The sequence below is a fragment of the Methylobacterium sp. E-066 genome (assembly GCF_022829635.1).
In the GTDB taxonomy this organism is placed as follows: domain Bacteria; phylum Pseudomonadota; class Alphaproteobacteria; order Rhizobiales; family Beijerinckiaceae; genus Methylobacterium.
In genome coordinates, this window is record NZ_JAKSYO010000118.1 from 19,613 (window position 1) to 35,836 (window position 16,224).

The window sequence follows — 16,224 nt, forward strand, 5'->3', positions numbered from 1 at the left end:
GGCTGGCGGATCGGTCCATCGCGCACGGTTACGTCGGAAGGCCCGAAGGCCTCGGAGACGTCGCCCCGCTCCATGCCTTGCGACGTCAGGTCGTCACCCGACGAAGGATACAGGAAAGCTGCTCGACCGAATCAGACTCGCGCAGGAGATCGAGGCCGTCCCGGGCCGATAGGTGGCTTAAAGCCGTTCCCGATCGCGTTGCAATCGGGCTGGCCTTTCCGCTTCGGACTCACCGCCCTCGCTGACGCCGGCCCGGTGTCCACGTCGGCGGCGAGCGCTCCAGCCGGACGCCGGCCGATCTCTCAGGCCAGGGCGACGCCGTCCATGGGGGCCGGAATCAGCCACGGGCGGCCTCGCCCGTCATCGGCGTCCCCGCGATCATTGCGCGGGCCGGAGCTTCGTCACGGTCAAACAGGCGCGGGGCCGCGAACGACTTCGCTCCGGCGCCCGCGCTCGACGCTCAGGCGTCCTGCGAGGCCGGGGACCGGACCGGCAGCGTCCAGTTCGGCCTGATGAAGTGGCAGGTGTAGCCATCCGGCCGACGCTCCAGGTAATCCTGATGCTCCGGCTCGGCCTCCCAGAACGGCCCCGCCGGCGCCACCTCGGTCACCACCTTGCCCGGCCAGAGCCCCGACGCGTCGACATCGGCAATGGTATCCACCGCGACCTGCCGCTGCACGTCGTCGAGATAATAGATGGCCGAACGGTAGCTCAGCCCCCGGTCGTTGCCCTGGCGGTTCGGCGTCGTGGGGTCGTGGATCTGGAAAAAGAACTCCAGGATGCGCCGGAAACTCGTTCTGGCCGGGTCATAGACGATCTCGATGGCCTCGGCATGGGTGCCGTGGTTGCGGTAGGTCGCATTCGGCACGTCGCCGCCGGTGTAGCCGACGCGGGTGGTGATGACGCCGTCCTGGCGCCGGATCAGATCCTGCATGCCCCAGAAGCAGCCACCCGCCAGTACCGCTCTCTCTTCGCTCATCGTGCTTCCTCCGTAGGACCGAAGCGTCCCGTCATGGCCGTTAGATGGGAACTCCGATCGCGCTTCGCCCCGCCCGGGGGCGATAACGCCCGCCGGAATTTTTCGTGCTTCCGATCCGGCGCCCCTTCAGCAAGCCTCGACCCTCATGCAGGCGCAGGCGTTGGGCAGCGCCTTGCCGCAGCCTGCCGGACCTTGCGTGCGCCAAGAACGATGAAGACGACGGCCGCCGCCCCGATCGAATGGCGTATGCAGGCCTCCCTCAGCGCCCGGCGCCGGGCTCGTGGATCGGGCAGCCGTTGAAGCGCTGGCGGAACTCGGCCGAGTGCCGGTAGGGCGCGTTGCGGGCGCGGTTGATGTTGCCCAGCGGCCGATGGGCGGCGAGCCCCGTCCAGACGCTGAAGCGCATCTCCTCATCCACGGTGCGGACGCGGGACTCATCCCAACTGTCCTGCGGACGGACGGTGATCAGGCCGACCCGCTGGAACGGCGCCTCGTCTTCGCTCCATTCGACGGTCGGATCCTCGACGGGCTGGCGCTCGAGGTCGCGGCAGAGCTGAACTCGGAATTCCCACACGCCTTCGATCCCCGTCATCTCGGAGCGCACCGTCTCGCGGATCGCGTTCGGGCGGCCGGAGGCATCGATCTCGGTGCCGGTCAGCGCGGTCAGCCCGGGAGCGACGGGGGCGATCGAGAACTTGGCGATGTGGTCGCCGTACCGGAACGGGGTGACACTGTAATAGGTCTCGCCGAGCGGATCGACGTTGGGCGCGCCGCCGAGCGAGCCGATGGTCGGGCTCTCGATGCCCACCGCCGTCAGGGCCTTGTTGACGCCGCGCAGCACCGTGGAGGCCGCGACCTTCAGGCCCTCGACCCGGTCAGTGGTGCCGGCGAGCAGCTTGAGGCTGCCCAGAAACTTCCGGGCGTTCGGGGCTTGGAAGACCTTGCCGTTGACCATGATGAAGTTCTGGGTCGTGCCCTCGGCATCGGGCAGGCGCTCGCCCGCGACATCCAAAACCTTCAGGGCGAGGCCCCGGGGCAGCGAGACCGCGTCGGGCAGGATGTCGCCGGCATTGGTCGAGAGCCGCATGTAGACCTTGTGCTCGCCGGGCTTGGCGAACAGCCCCTGAGCCAGTTCCGGCGGCAGGCTCGGATCGATCCGAAGGACGCCTTCCAGGATGCCGTGGGCCTTGGCGTGGACGGAGCGGACGGCGTGGCCGGAATCGTCGGCGACCGTTTTGAGGATGGTATCGAAGGTCTCGTTCAGTCCCGCGATGGTCTTACCCTCGTCGGGCTGCACGTGCTCGACATCGGGGCTGTAGCGGACAGGTGCTTGCAAGGTCAGGGACTCCGGCGCGGTTCGGTTTCGAAACGAACAATGATGGCCGTCCCCCCGTTCCGGATTGCTGACCGGTCAATTGTCCGTGAACAATTTGCGGTGAATGCTGGATGGGCGGCGATTGGCCGACAACGCCATCGACCTGATGGGTGCGCTCGACCTCGGGATCGTCATGGTTGCTGGTCATGACTGGGGATCGAACGCCGCCGTTCCGGCAGTGCCAGCGTCAGTGGAACCACTGGTTTCTGGGGACCAAGCGCTGCCAGAAATCCGTGCAGGCCGACCTCAAGGGGTTCGGCCGCATCATGTGGGAGACTTGGAGCTCGGCTGGCTGGTACGACGCGCGACTTTCGACGCCGTCTTCGCCTGATAGAGGGCACAGATTCGAGCGCCGCTCGCGCGGGCGGTAGCCGTCACCAAGCGGTTGCGCTGTGATCCACAGCGTTACCCGAGGTGCATCCGGCAGATTATGGAATGATATCTGCGTGTTGGCGCGCCCGAAAGGATTCGAACCTCTGACCCCCAGATTCGTAGTCTGGTGCTCTATCCAGCTGAGCTACGGGCGCCTGACACGGCGGCGGGGGCTTGGCCCGCCGGTGTGAAGGGGCTTCTAGAGGCTCGGATCGGGCTTGGCAAGACTGATTGTGCCACGCTTGAAACGGCCCGGCGCTATGGGGTCCGGGCACTCGCGCGGACGCGCTCCTCGGCCGCTTGGATCGCCTCTGGGGTGCCGACATGCAGCCACTGGCCGTCGAGGCGCATGCCCGAGAGCCGGCCGGTCGCGATCGCCCGGTCGAACAGGAGGTTAAGCGAGAAGGCGCCGTCCGGCGTGTCGGCGAAGAGGCTCGGCGTCAGGATCGCCACGCCCGCGTAGATGAACGGAGCGATCTCGCGCTCGCCGCGGCGCTCCAGGCGGCCGTCCGCGTCCATGACAAAATCCCCTGCCCCATCGTAGCCGAGGCTCGTGGCGGTGGGGGCGACCAGCAGCAGGGCGTCCATGCGGTCCGGATCCCAGGCGGCGATCAGCCGGCGCAGGTTGGGGGCCGGGCCCTCGAGCCAGAACGAATCCGAGTTCAGCACCACGAAGGGCGCGTCGCCGAGGAGCGGCAGCGCCTTGCGGATGCCGCCGCCGGTCTCCAGCAGCGCGGCGCGCTCGTCCGAGACCTGGATGGCGGGTCCCTCCGTCCGGCGGGCGAGATGCCCCTCGATCAGGTCGGGCAGGTAGTGGACGTTGACGATCGCGGTCTCGATCCCGGCCTCCGCGGCCCGGTCGAGGGCGTGGTCGAGGAGCGCCTTGCCGGCCACCTCCACCAGGGGTTTCGGCACCGTGGCGGTCACCGGCCGCATGCGCTTGCCCAGGCCCGCGGCCAGCACGAACGCACGGGTGACGGCGGGGGCGGGCTCGCTCATGCGGGAATCCGGATCAAGCATTGCAAGTCATGGTTTCAAAAGGTCCGAGACCTTTGGCGGGCGCAGGGCGGAGCCCTGCGGGCTCAGGCCTCCTCCTCGGGCGCGACGAGGCCCGGCAGGTGCGCCGCGTGCCAGGCCCGCAGCTCGGCGAGCGCCGGATGGGCGAGGTTGCGGGCGAGATAGCCCTCGATCCGCGGCAGGTGGGCGAGGTAGCCGGGCTTGCCGTCGCGCCGCTCGAGCCGGGCGAAGATGCCCAGGATCTTGGTGGCGCGCTGGGCGGCCAGCAGCGCGTAGGCGGTGGCGAAGGCGCCGACATCGAAGGCCGGGTCGCGGCTGCGGCGCTCCCGGGCGTAGAGCCCGAGCAGACGCAGCTCGAACTCGGCGCTGGTATCGACCCGGGCATCCTGCAGCAGCGAGGCGACGTCGTAGGCCGGATGGCCCATCACGGCGTCCTGGAAATCGATCAGCCCGACCCGCTCCAGCCCCTCCCGCTCGGGCAGCCAGATCAGGTTCGGCGAGTGGTAGTCGCGCAGGGTCCAGGTGGCGCGGTCGGGCACCGCGTTCTGCAGGGCGGCGCGCCACAGGGCCACGAACTCCGCCCGGTCCGCCTCGGACAGCGCGACGTTCCGGATCGCCGGGGCGTACCATTCGGGCATCAGCTCCGCCTCGAACAGCAAGGCCGCCTCGTCGTAGACGGGCAGGACGTGCTCGATGCCGTCGGCCACCGGCAGCACCGCGGGCAGCGGCGTCGCGTGGAGCTTGGCGAGCAGGCGCACCGCCTCGGTGTAGCGCTCGGGCCGCGGCGCGCCGCCCTCGACCACGGGCTCGCTGCCCAGATCCTCGAGGATCAGCAGGCCCTCGGGCAGGTCCTCGCCGTAGATCTTCGGCGCCGAGAAGCCGAGCGCCCGCAGGCCGCGGTCGAGGGCCACGAAGGCGTGGACGCTCTCGGCCAGGTGCACGATCGCGCTGTAGGGCTTGCCGTCGCGGACCGGCGGGCCGTCGGGCCGGGGCGGGGCGATCATCAGCACGGCGCTGGTGCCGTCGGGCTTGGTCAGGCGCTCGTAGGCCCGGGACGAGGCGTCGCCCTGCATCAGGGTGCGCTCGGCGATGTCCCAGCCGCTGCGGTCGAGCAGGCGGCGCACCGCCCGGGCCCGGTCGAGCCGGGCGCGCATGCCGCCGGTGCCGTCGATCCGGGCGAGGCGCGCCTCGGCGCCGAACTCGGCCCGCAGGGACAGGTCGATGGTGAGCACCGGGCCGTCGCGGGGCGGCATCCGGTCGGGCCACTCGACCAGGGTGATGGCGTCCTCGGCCATCTCGTCGAAGCCGAGTTCCACCAATTCGTCGGGGTCGCGCAGGCGGTAGAGGTCGGCGTGGACGATCGCCCGACCGTCGCGGGCCGTGTAGGGCTGGATCAGCGTGAAGGTCGGGCTCGGCACCTCCAGGCGCGGATCGCCGGCGAGTTCGCGGATCACCGCCCGCGCCAGGGTGGTCTTGCCGCCGCCGAGGCCGCCCGAGAGCGCCACGACGTCGCCAGGGCAAAGGAACTCGGACAGGAACAGGCCGAGATCCTCCGTGGCCGTCTCCTCCGGCAGCACGAATTCCCATGGGGCCGGCGGCGCGGATGCGCCCGCCCTCTGTTCGTCCTGATCGTCCCCGTCCAAAGCCCGCCTCCGAGACCCGAGGGCGCATGGTCCGAAAACACGCCGCGGATGCAAGCGTTTCCGGCCGCGGCGGCGCGCTTCCCGCCGGTCCGGTGCATCGAAACCACGCTTCGCAATGTCTTCGCAGCGGAAACATCCGGTGCGTCGCGAATTGTGATCTCTGCGAAGAATTGGCTGGCGCAGCCCTTGCAACCGCGCGGTTTCCGCGCGTCTCAGCCGAGACCGCGGGCCGCGTTCCGTGCCCGGTGCCGACCGATGCCCCCCGTCGGTTCCGGTCCGGGTGCGCACCCCGCCCGGGGTGGGGTGAGGCCGCTCGCCCCCCGCGGCCTCACCCGAACCAGCCTGACGAACGAGCACGGAGCCCCGAATGAAGCGCGCCGACCTGACCGAGAAGCTTCTCGACATCAAACGCGAGAAGGGCTGGAGCTGGGCCCACATCCACGAGGCGATCGGCGGCCTCTCGCCGTTCCTGATCACCGCCGCCTGCATGGGCCAGATGAAGCTGCCCAAGGCCCAGGCCAAGCGGGCCGCCGAGCTGTTCGGCCTGACGGTCGCCGAGGAGCGGATGCTCAACGAGGCGCCCTATCGCGGCTCGATCCCGGCGATGCCGCCCACCGACCCGCTGATCTACCGGTTCTACGAGCTGGTGATGGTCTACGGCACGACCTTCAAGGAGTTGATCCAGGAGGAGTTCGGCGACGGCATCATGTCGGCGATCGACTTCAACATGGAGATGGCCCGGGAGGCCAACAACAAGGGCGACCGGGTGAAGCTGACCATGTCGGGCAAGTTCCTGCCGTACAAGTATTACGGCAACGACGACGACACGCCGGAATACGGTTTTAAAGAGGGATAGGGGCGGCGCCCCGGCGTTTCCCCGTCATCGCGATCGCGGAGACGGGGAGGCTGCGGCCGACCCGACGGATATCCCGAACGCTCCCCTCATCCTGAGGCGACGAAGCGCAGCGGAGGCCTCGAAGGAGGCCTCCAGGGATCGCGCGGCCGGCTGGAGGGCTCCTTCGAGGCTCGCTCCGCTCACACTTCAGGATGAGGTTGGGGGGAGGACATAGCCCTCACACCGCCGCCGCCTCGCCCTCCGCCCCCAGATAATCCTGCACCGGCTGCGCGGGCCCGCTCCGCAGCAGCACGTAGAGGAACGGCACGAGCAGCAGGGTCGCCGGGGTGGCGAAGGCGATGCCGCCCATCACGGCGCGGGCGAGCGCGGCGTTCTGCTCGCCGCCCTCGCCGGTGCCCAGCGCCATCGGGATCAGCCCGAAGAACATCGCCGAGGCGGTCATCAGCACTGGCCGCAGGCGGGTCTCGCCGGCGGTGATCGCCGCCTCCAGGGCGCCGCAGCCGGTTTCCTCCCGGTGCTCCTTGGCGAAGGTCACGAGCAGGATCGAGTTCGCCGAGGCGATGCCCACCGACATGATCGCCCCGAAGATCGACGGGATCGAGAAGGCGGTCCCGGTGATGAACAGCGCGAAGGTGATGCCGCAGAACGCCATCGGCAGGGCGGCGATCACCACGAACGGGTCGCCCCAGCTCTGGTAGTTCACCGCCATCAGCAGGTAGACGGCGATCAGCGCGATGCCGAGCCCGATCTCCAGGCGGAAGAAGGCCGAGCGCATGTTCTCGATCTGGCCGCGCACCGTGATCTTGTCGGGCGCCTCCAGGTTCTTCTGCTCGTCCTGCACGATCGCGTCGATGTCGCGGGCGACCGAGCCGAGGTCGCGGTCCTGGACCGAGGCGAAGATGTCGAAGGTCGGCTGGATGTTGACGTGGTTGATCACCGTCTGGGTCGGCACCCGGCGCAGCTCGGCGAGGCTCGACAGCAGGGTCAGCACGCCGGGGCCGGTGCCGGAGGTGGCGGCCGCGCGCACGAACATCGGCGTGTTGCGCAGGTCGGCGAGCGAGGCGTTGCGGTATTCCGGCGTCTGCACCCAGAGCTGGTAGGGGATGCCGGTCTTGGGGTCGGGCCAGAAGTTCGGCGTGACCTGGTAGCTGCCGGACAGCGAGATGTTCATGTTCTGCGCCACCTGCTGCTCGGTGAGCCCCTGCTCGGAGGCGAGCCGCCGGTCGACGTCGACGTAGAATTGCGGCTCGTTGACGATCTGCTGCAGGTGGACGTCGACTAGGCCCTTGGTGTGCTTGAGCCGCTGGACGATGCGCTGGGCGACCTCCAGGTCCTTCTCCTTGTGCCGGCCGGAGACCTGCACGTCGATCGGCGTGATGACACCGAAATTCAGGATCTGGGTGATCATGTCGGCCGGCTGGAAATAGACGGTCAGATCGGGGAAGCGCTTCATCAGCACCTCCCGCAGGCGCTTCGTGTAGCCGGCGACCGAGCCGTGGCCCTCCTTGAGGCTGATCAGCATCTGGCCGTCGTTGTAGGAGACGAACGAGCCGTCCGAGAAGGCGAAATTGTAGTTGGTCGAGGGCAGGCCGATATTGTCGAGGATCTGCTCGATCTCGGCCGGCGGGATCACCTCGCGGACCGTGTCCTCGACCGCGGCGAAGACCTGCTGGGTGGTCTCGATGCGCATGCCCGTGCGGGTGCGCAGGTGCATGGTCATCTGGCTCGACTCGATCTGCGGGAAGTAATCCTCGCCGACGAAGACGAACAGCAATCCGGTCATCCCGAGGACGAAGCCCACGACGCCCAGGGTGACGATCCGATGGCCCAGCACCGCGTGGAGCAGGCCGATATAGCCCCGGTGGAACCGGGTGAAGCCGCGCTCGAACGCCCCGTGGGCGCGCCCGGCGAGGCGGAACAGCGGCGCGGAGACGAAGCCGAAGGCCCGGGCGATGCGGCCCCGGCGGGGCGGATCGCGCGCGTCCCGGTCTTTCGCGTGCTTCTGCCGGTATTCCGGCGCCACGATCACGTCGATCATGAGCGGCACCAGGGTGCGCGACAGCAGGTAGGAGGTCAGCATCGCGAACACGACCGCGAGCGCCTGCGGGGTGAACAGGTATTTGGGCGTGTCGGTGAGCGCGAACACCGCCGTGAAGGCGGCGCAGATCGACAGGGTCGAGATCAAAGCCGGCTTGGCGATGCCGGCGGCGCCGTGGACCACGCTCTCGCGGAACTCCTCGCCCTCCTCGAACAGCCGGTAGGTGTTCTCGATCGCCACCGTGGCGTCGTCCACCAGGATGCCGACCGCGAGGGCGAGGCCGCCCAGCGTCATCACGTTGATGGTCTCGCCCAGCGCCGCCAGCACGGCGAGCGAGGTCATCACGCAGAGCGGGATCGAGATCAGCACGATCAGGGTCGAGCGCCACGAGCCCAGGAACAGCAGGATCGCCAGCCCCGTGAGCGCCGCCGCGATGGCGGCCTCGTGCAGCACGCCCTCGATGGCGTTCGAGACGAACACCGACTGGTCGAACAGCGGCTTGATCGTCAGCCCCTCGGGGGCGGCGGCCCGGATCGTCGGCATCGCCGCCTTGACGTTGTTGACGACGTTCAGCGTCGAGGCGGTGCCGTTCTTGATCACCTGCATCAGCACGGCCTGGCCGCCATCGGCCCGGACCACGTTGATCTGCGGCGGCCCGCCGTCGCGGACATAGGCGACGTCGCGCATCAGCACCGGCTGGCCGGCCACCACCTTGATCGGCGCGAGGTTCAGGGTCTCGATCGAGGGCGGCGTGGCGTTGAGCTGGATCGGGTATTGCTGCTCGCCGATCTTGGCCAGCCCCGACGGCACCGTGAGGTTCTGGGCCGTCATGGCGTTGGTGACGTCCAGCGGCGTCAGCCCGAGCGCCTGGAGGGCGTTGAGGTCGAGATCGACCATGATCTGGCGCGGCGCGCCGCCGAACGGCGCCGGCAGGGTCGAGCCCGGCACCTGCGCCAGGGTCTGCCGGATGCGGTATTGGGCGTAGTCGTAGACCTGGTTGAGGCTGTCCTTGGCCGAGGTCAGGGCCAGCTGGATCACCGGGACCGAGGAGGCCGAGTAGCGCACGATGATCGGCGGCTGCGTGCCGGCCGGCATCGCCGCGCGGATCGAGTTGGTCGAGGACACCACCTGGGCGATGGCCAGATCGATGCTGACCGCGGGATCGAAGTAGATCCGCTGCACCGCCGTGCCCTGGAGCGTGGTCGACTCCATGCGGCGGATGTTGTTGACGTTGTTGGAGATGCCGTACTCGGCATAGGTCGTGATGCGCTGTTCCATCTCCGGCGTGGACAGGCCGGTATAGGTCCAGACCACGACCACCACCGGGATGTCGACGACCGGCAGCACGTCCTTGGGCGTGACGATGATCGCGCCGACGCCGCCGAGCATCATCAGCACGGCCAGCACGTAGGTCGTGATCCGGAACTTGAGTGCGTAGAGGACGAGGCCCATGCGGTCTCCGCCGGCCGGCGCAAGGCCAGCCTGTTCGCATCGCGTGCCGGCGTACCGGACGCCAAGCCTGTTTCGCTATCATGTCCAGCCAGGCAAGGGACGGGCCGCGACGCCGCAGGGGTTGGGACGCGCTACGGGCGAGACGGTTCGCGCATCGCCGCCGGATGAGCGGGGCGGCCGGAGATACGCGCAGCTTTCCGGGACGATCCCAGCCCCTCAGCTCCAGGCGTGCCGCGGCGGCGCGGTGCCGTTCAGGGCGTGGTTGCCGATGTGGAAATACTTCCAGCGGACCGGGTCGTGCAGCGTGTGCGTGCGGGCGTTGCGCCAGTGGCGGTCGAGGTTGTCGGCCGCCAGAACCGAGCGCGTGCCGGACAGTTCGTGGAGCTTGTCGGCGGCGAGCAGCGCGATCTCCGTGGTCAGCACCTTGGCCTCGGCCACCGCGACCGCCGTCTCGGTGACCGCGGCGTCGGTCGGCGCGTCCAGGATGGCGTCGATCGCGCGGCCGGCCCGGGCCAGCATGGCCTCGGCCGCGCGCAGCTTCACGGTGAGGTCGCCGATCTGGTGGATGGTCAGGACATCCTCCGTCGCCTGCGCGCGGCCGCTGTCGATCCATGGCCGGGCGCGCGTCCGGATGAAGCGGATCGTCTCGTCGCGGGCGCCGCGCGCGATGCCGAGATCGACCGCCGCCTGGATGAACTGCGAGACCGCCCCGTTCGACGACGGCGCCTCGCCGCCCCGCCAGGCCGGGATCACGGCCTCGGGTCCCACGCGCACGCCGCGCAGGGTGACATCGCCGCTCGCCGTGGTGCGCTGGCCGAACCCGGACCAGCTGTCGGTGATCGTGAGGCCGGGCGCGTCGCGGTCCGCGATGGCGAGGTGGACCCGGCCCTCCGGGTCGACCGCGCCGATGTGGATGTAATGCGCAAACAGCGCGCCGGTGGCGTAGAACTTGTCGCCCTCGACCACGAAGCTCTCGCCGTCGCGGCGCAAGGTCGTCTCGAAGGCGCCGACATGGCGGCTGTTGCGCTCCGAGAAGGCGTTGCCCAGCCGATAGCCGCGCAGCGCCCGGTCGAACCAGAGCCGCTTCTGCGCCTCGGAGGCCGTGACCCGGATCACGTCGAGCGCCGCGAGATGGTTCTGCGGAAGCTGGCCCAGGGATGGGTCGGCGGCCGAGACGAGGGCGATCACCTCCCCCACCGTGACGAAGCTCGCGCCCAGGCCGCCATAGGCCGCGGGCACCGTGATGCCCCACAGGCCGGAGCCCGAGAACCGATCGAGCTCCGCCACCGGCAGGCGCCGGTCGCGGTCCCGCTCGGCGGCGCCGGTGGCGAAATCGGCGGCCAGATCGCGCGCGATCCGCAGCGCCTCGGCCTCGGAGGCGATGCGGTGCGCCTGCGGATGAAGCGCGAATGGCGGTGTCGGCGCGGCGGTCGGCATGGCGGGGTCTCGGGACGGAATCAGGCTGTCGCGGGGGCGTTCAATCCGGGCCGAGCCGGCTGGCGAACCGCGCAACGGGGCGCAAGCGAAAGCAAACGTCCGTGCAAGTCAAGCGAGAGGTGGCGCGTCTTGTGTCTCCTGGAAGATGTAGCCGTCCAATAGACATACAATCTGGTCCTGAGCCGAAGTGATTTTGTCTTGCACGATCGGATCGGGTGAGAATTTTGTTCCAGAAACGCGCGAACAAACCCGATTGATCATCCGGCCAGTTCGGACCGATCTTGATGCGCCACGATCGCCCGACCACCCTGCCGGAATTCTGAGAGCCATGCCCGAGACGCGCGCGCATCCGTCACGACGCGCCCTGATGCAGATGGGCGCGGCCCTGGGCGCCGCGTCCCTGGTTCAGGGCGCGGCCCGGGCCGGTGAGGCCGGGCCGGCCGTCGGAGCCGACGAAACGCTGTCGCTGAAGGGCAAGACCATCGCGATCAGCGTCGCCGGGACGGATCACTTCTTCGACCTCAAGGCCTATCAGGCGCAGGTCGAGACCGTGAAGGAACTCGGCGGCACCCCGATCGGCCTCGATGCCGGGCGCAGCGACAAGGCCCTGGTCAGCCAGTTGCAGACCCTGGCGACCCAGAAGCCCGACGCCGTCATCCAGACGCTCGGGACCCTGACGGTGGTCGACCCGTGGCTGAAGAAGCTGCGCCAGGCCGGGATCCCGGTGTTCTCCGTAGACCTGCCCTCGACCAACGTGATCAACACGGCGACCTCGGACAATTTTTCGCTCGGTGCGCAGCTGGCGCTGCAGCTCGTCTCGGACATCAATGGCCGGGGCAAGATCGTCGTGTTCAACGGCTTCGCCGGCGTCCCGGTCTGCGAGATCCGCTACGCGCAGCTCAAGACCGTCCTGAAGTATTACCCGGAGGCCAGCATCGTCCAGCCGGAGCTGCGGGACGTAATCCCGAACACGGTGCAGGACGCCTATGGGCAGATCACGGCGCTGCTCAGCAAGTATCCCGAAAAAGGCTCGATCGCGGCGATCTGGTCGGCCTGGGACATCCCGCAGCTCGGCGCCACGCAGGCGCTGATCGCCGCCGGCCGCACCGAGATCCGCACTTACGGCGTCGACGGGACGCCGGAGGTCCTGGCGCTGGTCAAGGATCCGAACGCGCCGGCGGGCGCCGTGGCGGCGCAGCAGCCCGCCGCGATCGGCCGGACCGCCGTGCTCAACGTCGCCCGCTATCTAACCGGCGACAGGAGCCTGCCATCCCAGACGTTCCTGCCGGCGATCATCGCCAACAAGGCGAACGCCGCCGAGGTCCAGCGGCAGCTCGGCCAGGCCTGACATGGCCGCCGCCGATCCGACCCGGACGCCGCCGCCCGATCCGCCGCCGGCCCTCGCGATGCGCGATCTGGTCGTGACCTTCGGGCCGACCCGCGCCCTCGACGGCGCCGCGCTGACCGTCGCGCCGGGGACCATCCACGGGCTGATCGGCCAGAACGGGGCCGGCAAGTCGACGCTCATCAAGGTCCTGGCCGGGCTGGTGACGCCCGAAGCCGGGACGGTCGCGCTGCACGGCACCCCGATCGCCGGGATCACCCCCGGCCGGGTGGAAGAGCTCGGCATCGCGTTCATCCACCAGGAGCGGCTGCTGGTTCCGACCGCCACGGTCGGCGAGGCGCTGTTCCTCGGCCGCGAGGCCGCGGGGTCGCGCTTCGGCTATCTGTCGGGCGGCCTGCAGAAGCGGGCCGAGGCCGCCATCGCGCGCTTCTTCGGGATACGCCTGCCGCGGAACGCGCTGATCCGCGACCTCACGATCGCGCAGCAGCAGATCGTGCAGATCACCCGGGCGCTGCTGGCCGAGCCGAAGATCGTGGTCTTCGACGAGCCGACGGCGGCGCTCGCCAAGCGCGAGGCGGAGCACCTGTTCGCCGCCATCGCGCGCCTCAAGGCGAACGGCCTGACCACGCTCTACATCTCCCACTACCTCGCCGAGATCGAGCGCCACTGCGACGCGGTGACGGTGATGCGCAACGGCCGGGACGTCGCTGAGGTCGATCCGCGCCGGACCTCGACGGCGGCGCTCACCCGCCTGATGGTCGGGCGGGACGTGAGCGACCTCTTCCCGCGCCATCGCGCCGAGCCCGGCGCGCCCGTGCTCGCCCTGGCCGGGGTGAGCGTGCCGCCGGCCTTGCGCGACGTCTCCTTCGTCCTCCGGCGCGGCGAGGTGCTGGGCCTCACCGGCCTGCTCGGCTCGGGCGCCAAGGAACTCGTCCAGGCGCTGTTCGGCCTCGCGCCGATCAAGGCCGGCACGGTGACGGTCGACGGGCGGGTCGCGCACGTCGCGAACCCGCACGACGCCGTGCGGCGGGGCCTCGCGCTGGTGCCGGAGAACCGCCGCGCCCACGGGGTCGCCCTCGACCTCGGCATCCGCGAGAACCTGACGCTGGCGAGCCTCGACCGGGTGAGCCGCCGGGGCTGGCTCGATCGGGTCCGGGAGCGCGCACAGGCGCTGCGCCTGATCGGCGATCTGCAGATCAAGGCGGCCGGCCCCGAGGCACCGGTCCGGACGCTCAGCGGCGGCAACCAGCAGAAGGTGGTGCTCGGCAAATGGCTCGCCCGGGAGGCCGGCCTCTATATCCTCGACGAACCGACCATCGGGGTGGATATCGCCGCCAAGGCCGAGATCTACCGGCTGATCGCCGGATTGGCCGAGGGCGGGGCCGGCATCCTGCTGCTCTCCACCGATCTCGACGAGCTGCTCGGGATCTGCGACCGCGTGCTCGTCCTGTATCGCGGGGCGATCGTGTCGGAGCATCCCGCGGCCGGGACCACCGCCGAGAGCCTGCTTAACGCGACCCTGACGGGCGACGGGCCCGGCGCGGAGGCCAGCCGTGCCGCCTAGCGCAATGGATCGCGGATTCGAGACCGTGCCCAGCATCGCCCTGACGGATCCGGCGGCTGATCCAGACGCATGGCTCGCGGGAGGGGCGGGAACCCTCGCCGGCCTGCGCAGCGCCGGCAGTTTCCTGTTGGTCCTGGTGGTGCTGGCCGTCTTCGCGGCCCGGGTGCCGGCGTTCCTGGGCACGGCCAATCTCGGCCTGATCCTGGCGCAATCGAGCGTGCTCGGGATCCTGGGCCTCGGGCTGACGCTGGTGCTGATCACCGGCGGCACGGATGTCGTCGCCGGCGGCATCGACCTGTCGCTCGCCGGCACCCACGGGCTCTCGGCCGCCGCGTTCGCGGGGCTCAACCAGGCCGGCGCCGGCGATGCCGCCTGCGTGGCCGCGGCGCTCGGCACCGGTCTCGCGGTCGGCCTCGTGAACGCCATCGCGGTCCTGCGCCTGCGCATCCCGCCGCTGCTCGCGACCCTGGCAACCATGAACATCTGCGCCGGGCTGGAACTGGTAATCACCGAGAACACCACCATCCCGGCCGCCTCGCCCCTGATCGAGTGGCTCGGCGGCACCGGACCGCTGGACGTGCCGGTCCTGGGCTACCTCTTGCTCGCCGTGGCGCTGACCCTTGCGGCGAGCTTACGCCTCACCGCGCTCGGCCCGCGCGCCTCCGCGGTCGGCGCCCATCCGGAGGCCGCCCGCGCCGCCGGCCTCTCGATTGGCCGCTACAGGGCCGGCTCCTATCTCGCGAGCGGGCTGTCCGGCGGCCTGGCCGGCATCGCCTCCGTGGCGTTCCTCAACAGCGCGACCGGCGGCTCCGCCGACATGCTGCTGCCCGTGGTGGCCACGGCCTTCCTGGGCGTGGTGTTCTCGCGCCGCCTGGTCCCGACCGTCCCCGGCACGCTGCTCGCGGCCCTGTTCGTCGGCAGCCTGACCAACGGCTTCCAGCTCCTGCACGTCTCGACCTACTGGGTGAACGGCATCGAGGGGGCGCTGATCCTCGCCGTCGTGGGGGCGACGGCAGCCTCGGCGAAGGGACACGCCGCATGAGCCTCGTCACGGTGGAACGCCGCCGCCTCGCCCTGCCCGCCGCGGAGATCGTGCGGTTCGGCATCCCGATCGCGCTGGTGCTCGTCCTCGTCGCCTTCTCCGCCGCGGCGCCGGGCTTCCTCACGGTGGCGAACGTCACCGGCGTGCTGGTCAACAATGTCGCCCTGGCGGCGATCGTGGCCATCGCCATGACGCTCGCCGTCGCCGCGGGCGGCACCGACCTGTCGGTCGGGACCGCCGTCGATCTCGGCAGCCTGGCCTTCATCACGGCGATCGGCGCCGGCCAGCCGGTCGCCCTGGCCGGCCTCTACGGGCTGCTCGCCGGGATCGGCACCGGGCTGTTCAACGCGCTGCTGATCGCCCGGCTGTCGATCACGCCGTTCCTGGCGACCCTCGGCACGCTGTTCATCGGCCACAGCCTGCAGCAGCTGACCACCGATGGCGGCAACCCGGTCTACGTCCCGGCCGACCGCATCCCGGCCGCGCTGGCCGTCCTCGGCCACGGCGCCGTCCTCGGCGTGCCGCTCGCGCTCTGGCTGGTGCTGATCCTGGGCGTCGGCGCACGGCTGCTGCTCGAGCGCACGCGCTTCGGACGCGAGGTGCTGGCGGTCGGGACCCAAGTGGAGGTGGCGATCCATTCCGGCCTGCCGGTGCGGCGGATCCTGGCGCTGGTCTACGTGGCGAGCGCGGCCGTTGCGGCGCTCGCCGGCATCCTGCTCTCGGCGCATGTGAACGCCTACGTGCCGTATGCCGGCAACGCCTACCTGCTCGACAGCATCGGGGCCGCCTTCATCGGGACCTCGCTCAGCCGGAACCGCCGGCCCAACATCCCCGGCACGATCCTGGGCGTCGTGCTGTTCGCCTTCGTGACCAACGGCCTGCTGCTCGTCGGCTGGAATTTCTACTGGCAGCAGGTCGGCACCGGCGTGCTGATCTTTTCGACCCTGGCCCTCGCCTTCGCGGGACCGCGCCTGCACGCCTGATCGGGAAGACGTTTTTGCGCGGGAGCGCGCGGCATCGAAGCCGGCCGCGGCTCGGAGATCGCGCCCCGTCCTACCGCAGGCGACAATAAGAAAACCTTCTTTCGCGCCGCTCGCGAAATAA

12 protein-coding genes and 1 tRNA gene are annotated in these 16,224 nt (G+C 70.0%); 6 read left to right on the forward strand and 7 right to left on the reverse strand.

Annotation, left to right across the window (positions count from 1 at the left end; genetic code table 11):
* Positions 1-460: 460 nt before the first annotated feature.
* Both msrA and MKL20_RS17380 read right to left on the reverse strand, forming a co-directional pair.
* The gene (gene msrA, locus MKL20_RS17375; protein WP_244037714.1) at positions 461-979 is read right to left on the reverse strand and encodes a peptide-methionine (S)-S-oxide reductase MsrA; all 519 of its coding nucleotides are present in this window, start codon (positions 977-979) and stop codon (positions 461-463) included.
* A 259-nt stretch (positions 980-1,238) separates the two neighbouring features.
* Positions 1,239-2,315, reverse strand: a complete 1,077-nt coding sequence (locus tag MKL20_RS17380) for a catalase family protein (protein ID WP_244037715.1) — start codon at positions 2,313-2,315, stop codon at positions 1,239-1,241.
* Positions 2,316-2,436: 121 nt separating this feature from the next.
* Here MKL20_RS17380 and MKL20_RS17385 point away from each other — a divergent pair, with 121 nt between their 5' ends.
* The gene (locus tag MKL20_RS17385; protein WP_244037716.1) at positions 2,437-2,685 is read left to right on the forward strand and encodes a hypothetical protein; all 249 of its coding nucleotides are present in this window, start codon (positions 2,437-2,439) and stop codon (positions 2,683-2,685) included.
* Between the two features lie 119 nt (positions 2,686-2,804).
* On the opposite strand, the gene MKL20_RS17390 is transcribed toward MKL20_RS17385, so the two are convergent.
* From MKL20_RS17390 to tsaE, 3 genes are all read right to left on the reverse strand, one after another.
* A tRNA-Arg gene (locus MKL20_RS17390) sits at positions 2,805-2,881 on the reverse strand.
* A 103-nt stretch (positions 2,882-2,984) separates the two neighbouring features.
* Entirely contained in the window at positions 2,985-3,725 is a 741-nt protein-coding gene (locus MKL20_RS17395) for a nucleotidyltransferase family protein (RefSeq protein ID WP_244037717.1), read from the reverse strand.
* Positions 3,726-3,808: 83 nt separating this feature from the next.
* On the reverse strand, positions 3,809-5,386 hold the full coding sequence (tsaE, locus tag MKL20_RS17400; RefSeq protein ID WP_244037718.1) for a tRNA (adenosine(37)-N6)-threonylcarbamoyltransferase complex ATPase subunit type 1 TsaE: 1,578 nt from the start codon (positions 5,384-5,386) through the stop codon (positions 3,809-3,811).
* A 367-nt stretch (positions 5,387-5,753) separates the two neighbouring features.
* Between tsaE and cynS the strand changes: the two genes are divergently transcribed.
* Entirely contained in the window at positions 5,754-6,242 is a 489-nt protein-coding gene (gene cynS, locus MKL20_RS17405) for a cyanase (protein WP_147856983.1), read from the forward strand.
* 217 nt (positions 6,243-6,459) lie between these two features.
* Here cynS and MKL20_RS17410 read toward each other — a convergent pair whose 3' ends face one another.
* Complete coding sequence (locus MKL20_RS17410; RefSeq protein ID WP_244037719.1) at positions 6,460-9,732, reverse strand: efflux RND transporter permease subunit; 3,273 nt, start codon at positions 9,730-9,732, stop codon at positions 6,460-6,462.
* A gap of 216 nt (positions 9,733-9,948) precedes the next feature.
* Complete coding sequence (locus MKL20_RS17415; RefSeq protein ID WP_244037720.1) at positions 9,949-11,169, reverse strand: SfnB family sulfur acquisition oxidoreductase; 1,221 nt, start codon at positions 11,167-11,169, stop codon at positions 9,949-9,951.
* Positions 11,170-11,497: 328 nt separating this feature from the next.
* On the opposite strand from MKL20_RS17415, the gene MKL20_RS17420 reads away from it, so the two are divergent.
* Genes MKL20_RS17420 through MKL20_RS17435 form a run of 4 tightly spaced genes read left to right on the forward strand, consistent with a single transcriptional unit; the run spans position 11,498 to position 16,103 of the window.
* Entirely contained in the window at positions 11,498-12,517 is a 1,020-nt protein-coding gene (locus MKL20_RS17420) for a sugar ABC transporter substrate-binding protein (RefSeq protein WP_244037721.1), read from the forward strand.
* A gap of 1 nt (position 12,518) precedes the next feature.
* Positions 12,519-14,078: a sugar ABC transporter ATP-binding protein gene (locus MKL20_RS17425; protein ID WP_244037722.1), complete on the forward strand. Its 1,560-nt coding sequence runs from the start codon at positions 12,519-12,521 to the stop codon at positions 14,076-14,078.
* A gap of 4 nt (positions 14,079-14,082) precedes the next feature.
* On the forward strand, positions 14,083-15,120 hold the full coding sequence (locus tag MKL20_RS17430) for an ABC transporter permease (RefSeq protein ID WP_409568164.1): 1,038 nt from the start codon (positions 14,083-14,085) through the stop codon (positions 15,118-15,120).
* Positions 15,117-16,103: an ABC transporter permease gene (locus MKL20_RS17435; RefSeq protein ID WP_244037724.1), complete on the forward strand. Its 987-nt coding sequence runs from the start codon at positions 15,117-15,119 to the stop codon at positions 16,101-16,103. Before MKL20_RS17430 ends, MKL20_RS17435 begins: the two co-directional genes overlap by 4 nt.
* Positions 16,104-16,224: the final 121 nt, after the last annotated feature.

Excerpts from the sequence above, each read along its gene's own strand:
- msrA (WP_244037714.1), bottom strand. The coding sequence starts at position 979 with ATGAGCGAAGAGAGAGCGGTACTGGCGGGTGGCTGCTTCTGGGGCATG.
- MKL20_RS17395 (WP_244037717.1), bottom strand. The coding sequence starts at position 3,725 with ATGAGCGAGCCCGCCCCCGCCGTCACCCGTGCGTTCGTGCTGGCCGCG.
- cynS (WP_147856983.1), top strand. The coding sequence starts at position 5,754 with ATGAAGCGCGCCGACCTGACCGAGAAGCTTCTCGACATCAAACGCGAG.
- MKL20_RS17410 (WP_244037719.1), bottom strand. The coding sequence starts at position 9,732 with ATGGGCCTCGTCCTCTACGCACTCAAGTTCCGGATCACGACCTACGTG.
- MKL20_RS17415 (WP_244037720.1), bottom strand. The coding sequence starts at position 11,169 with ATGCCGACCGCCGCGCCGACACCGCCATTCGCGCTTCATCCGCAGGCG.
- MKL20_RS17420 (WP_244037721.1), top strand. The coding sequence starts at position 11,498 with ATGCCCGAGACGCGCGCGCATCCGTCACGACGCGCCCTGATGCAGATG.
- MKL20_RS17425 (WP_244037722.1), top strand. The coding sequence starts at position 12,519 with ATGGCCGCCGCCGATCCGACCCGGACGCCGCCGCCCGATCCGCCGCCG.
- MKL20_RS17430 (WP_409568164.1), top strand. The coding sequence starts at position 14,083 with ATGGATCGCGGATTCGAGACCGTGCCCAGCATCGCCCTGACGGATCCG.
- MKL20_RS17435 (WP_244037724.1), top strand. The coding sequence starts at position 15,117 with ATGAGCCTCGTCACGGTGGAACGCCGCCGCCTCGCCCTGCCCGCCGCG.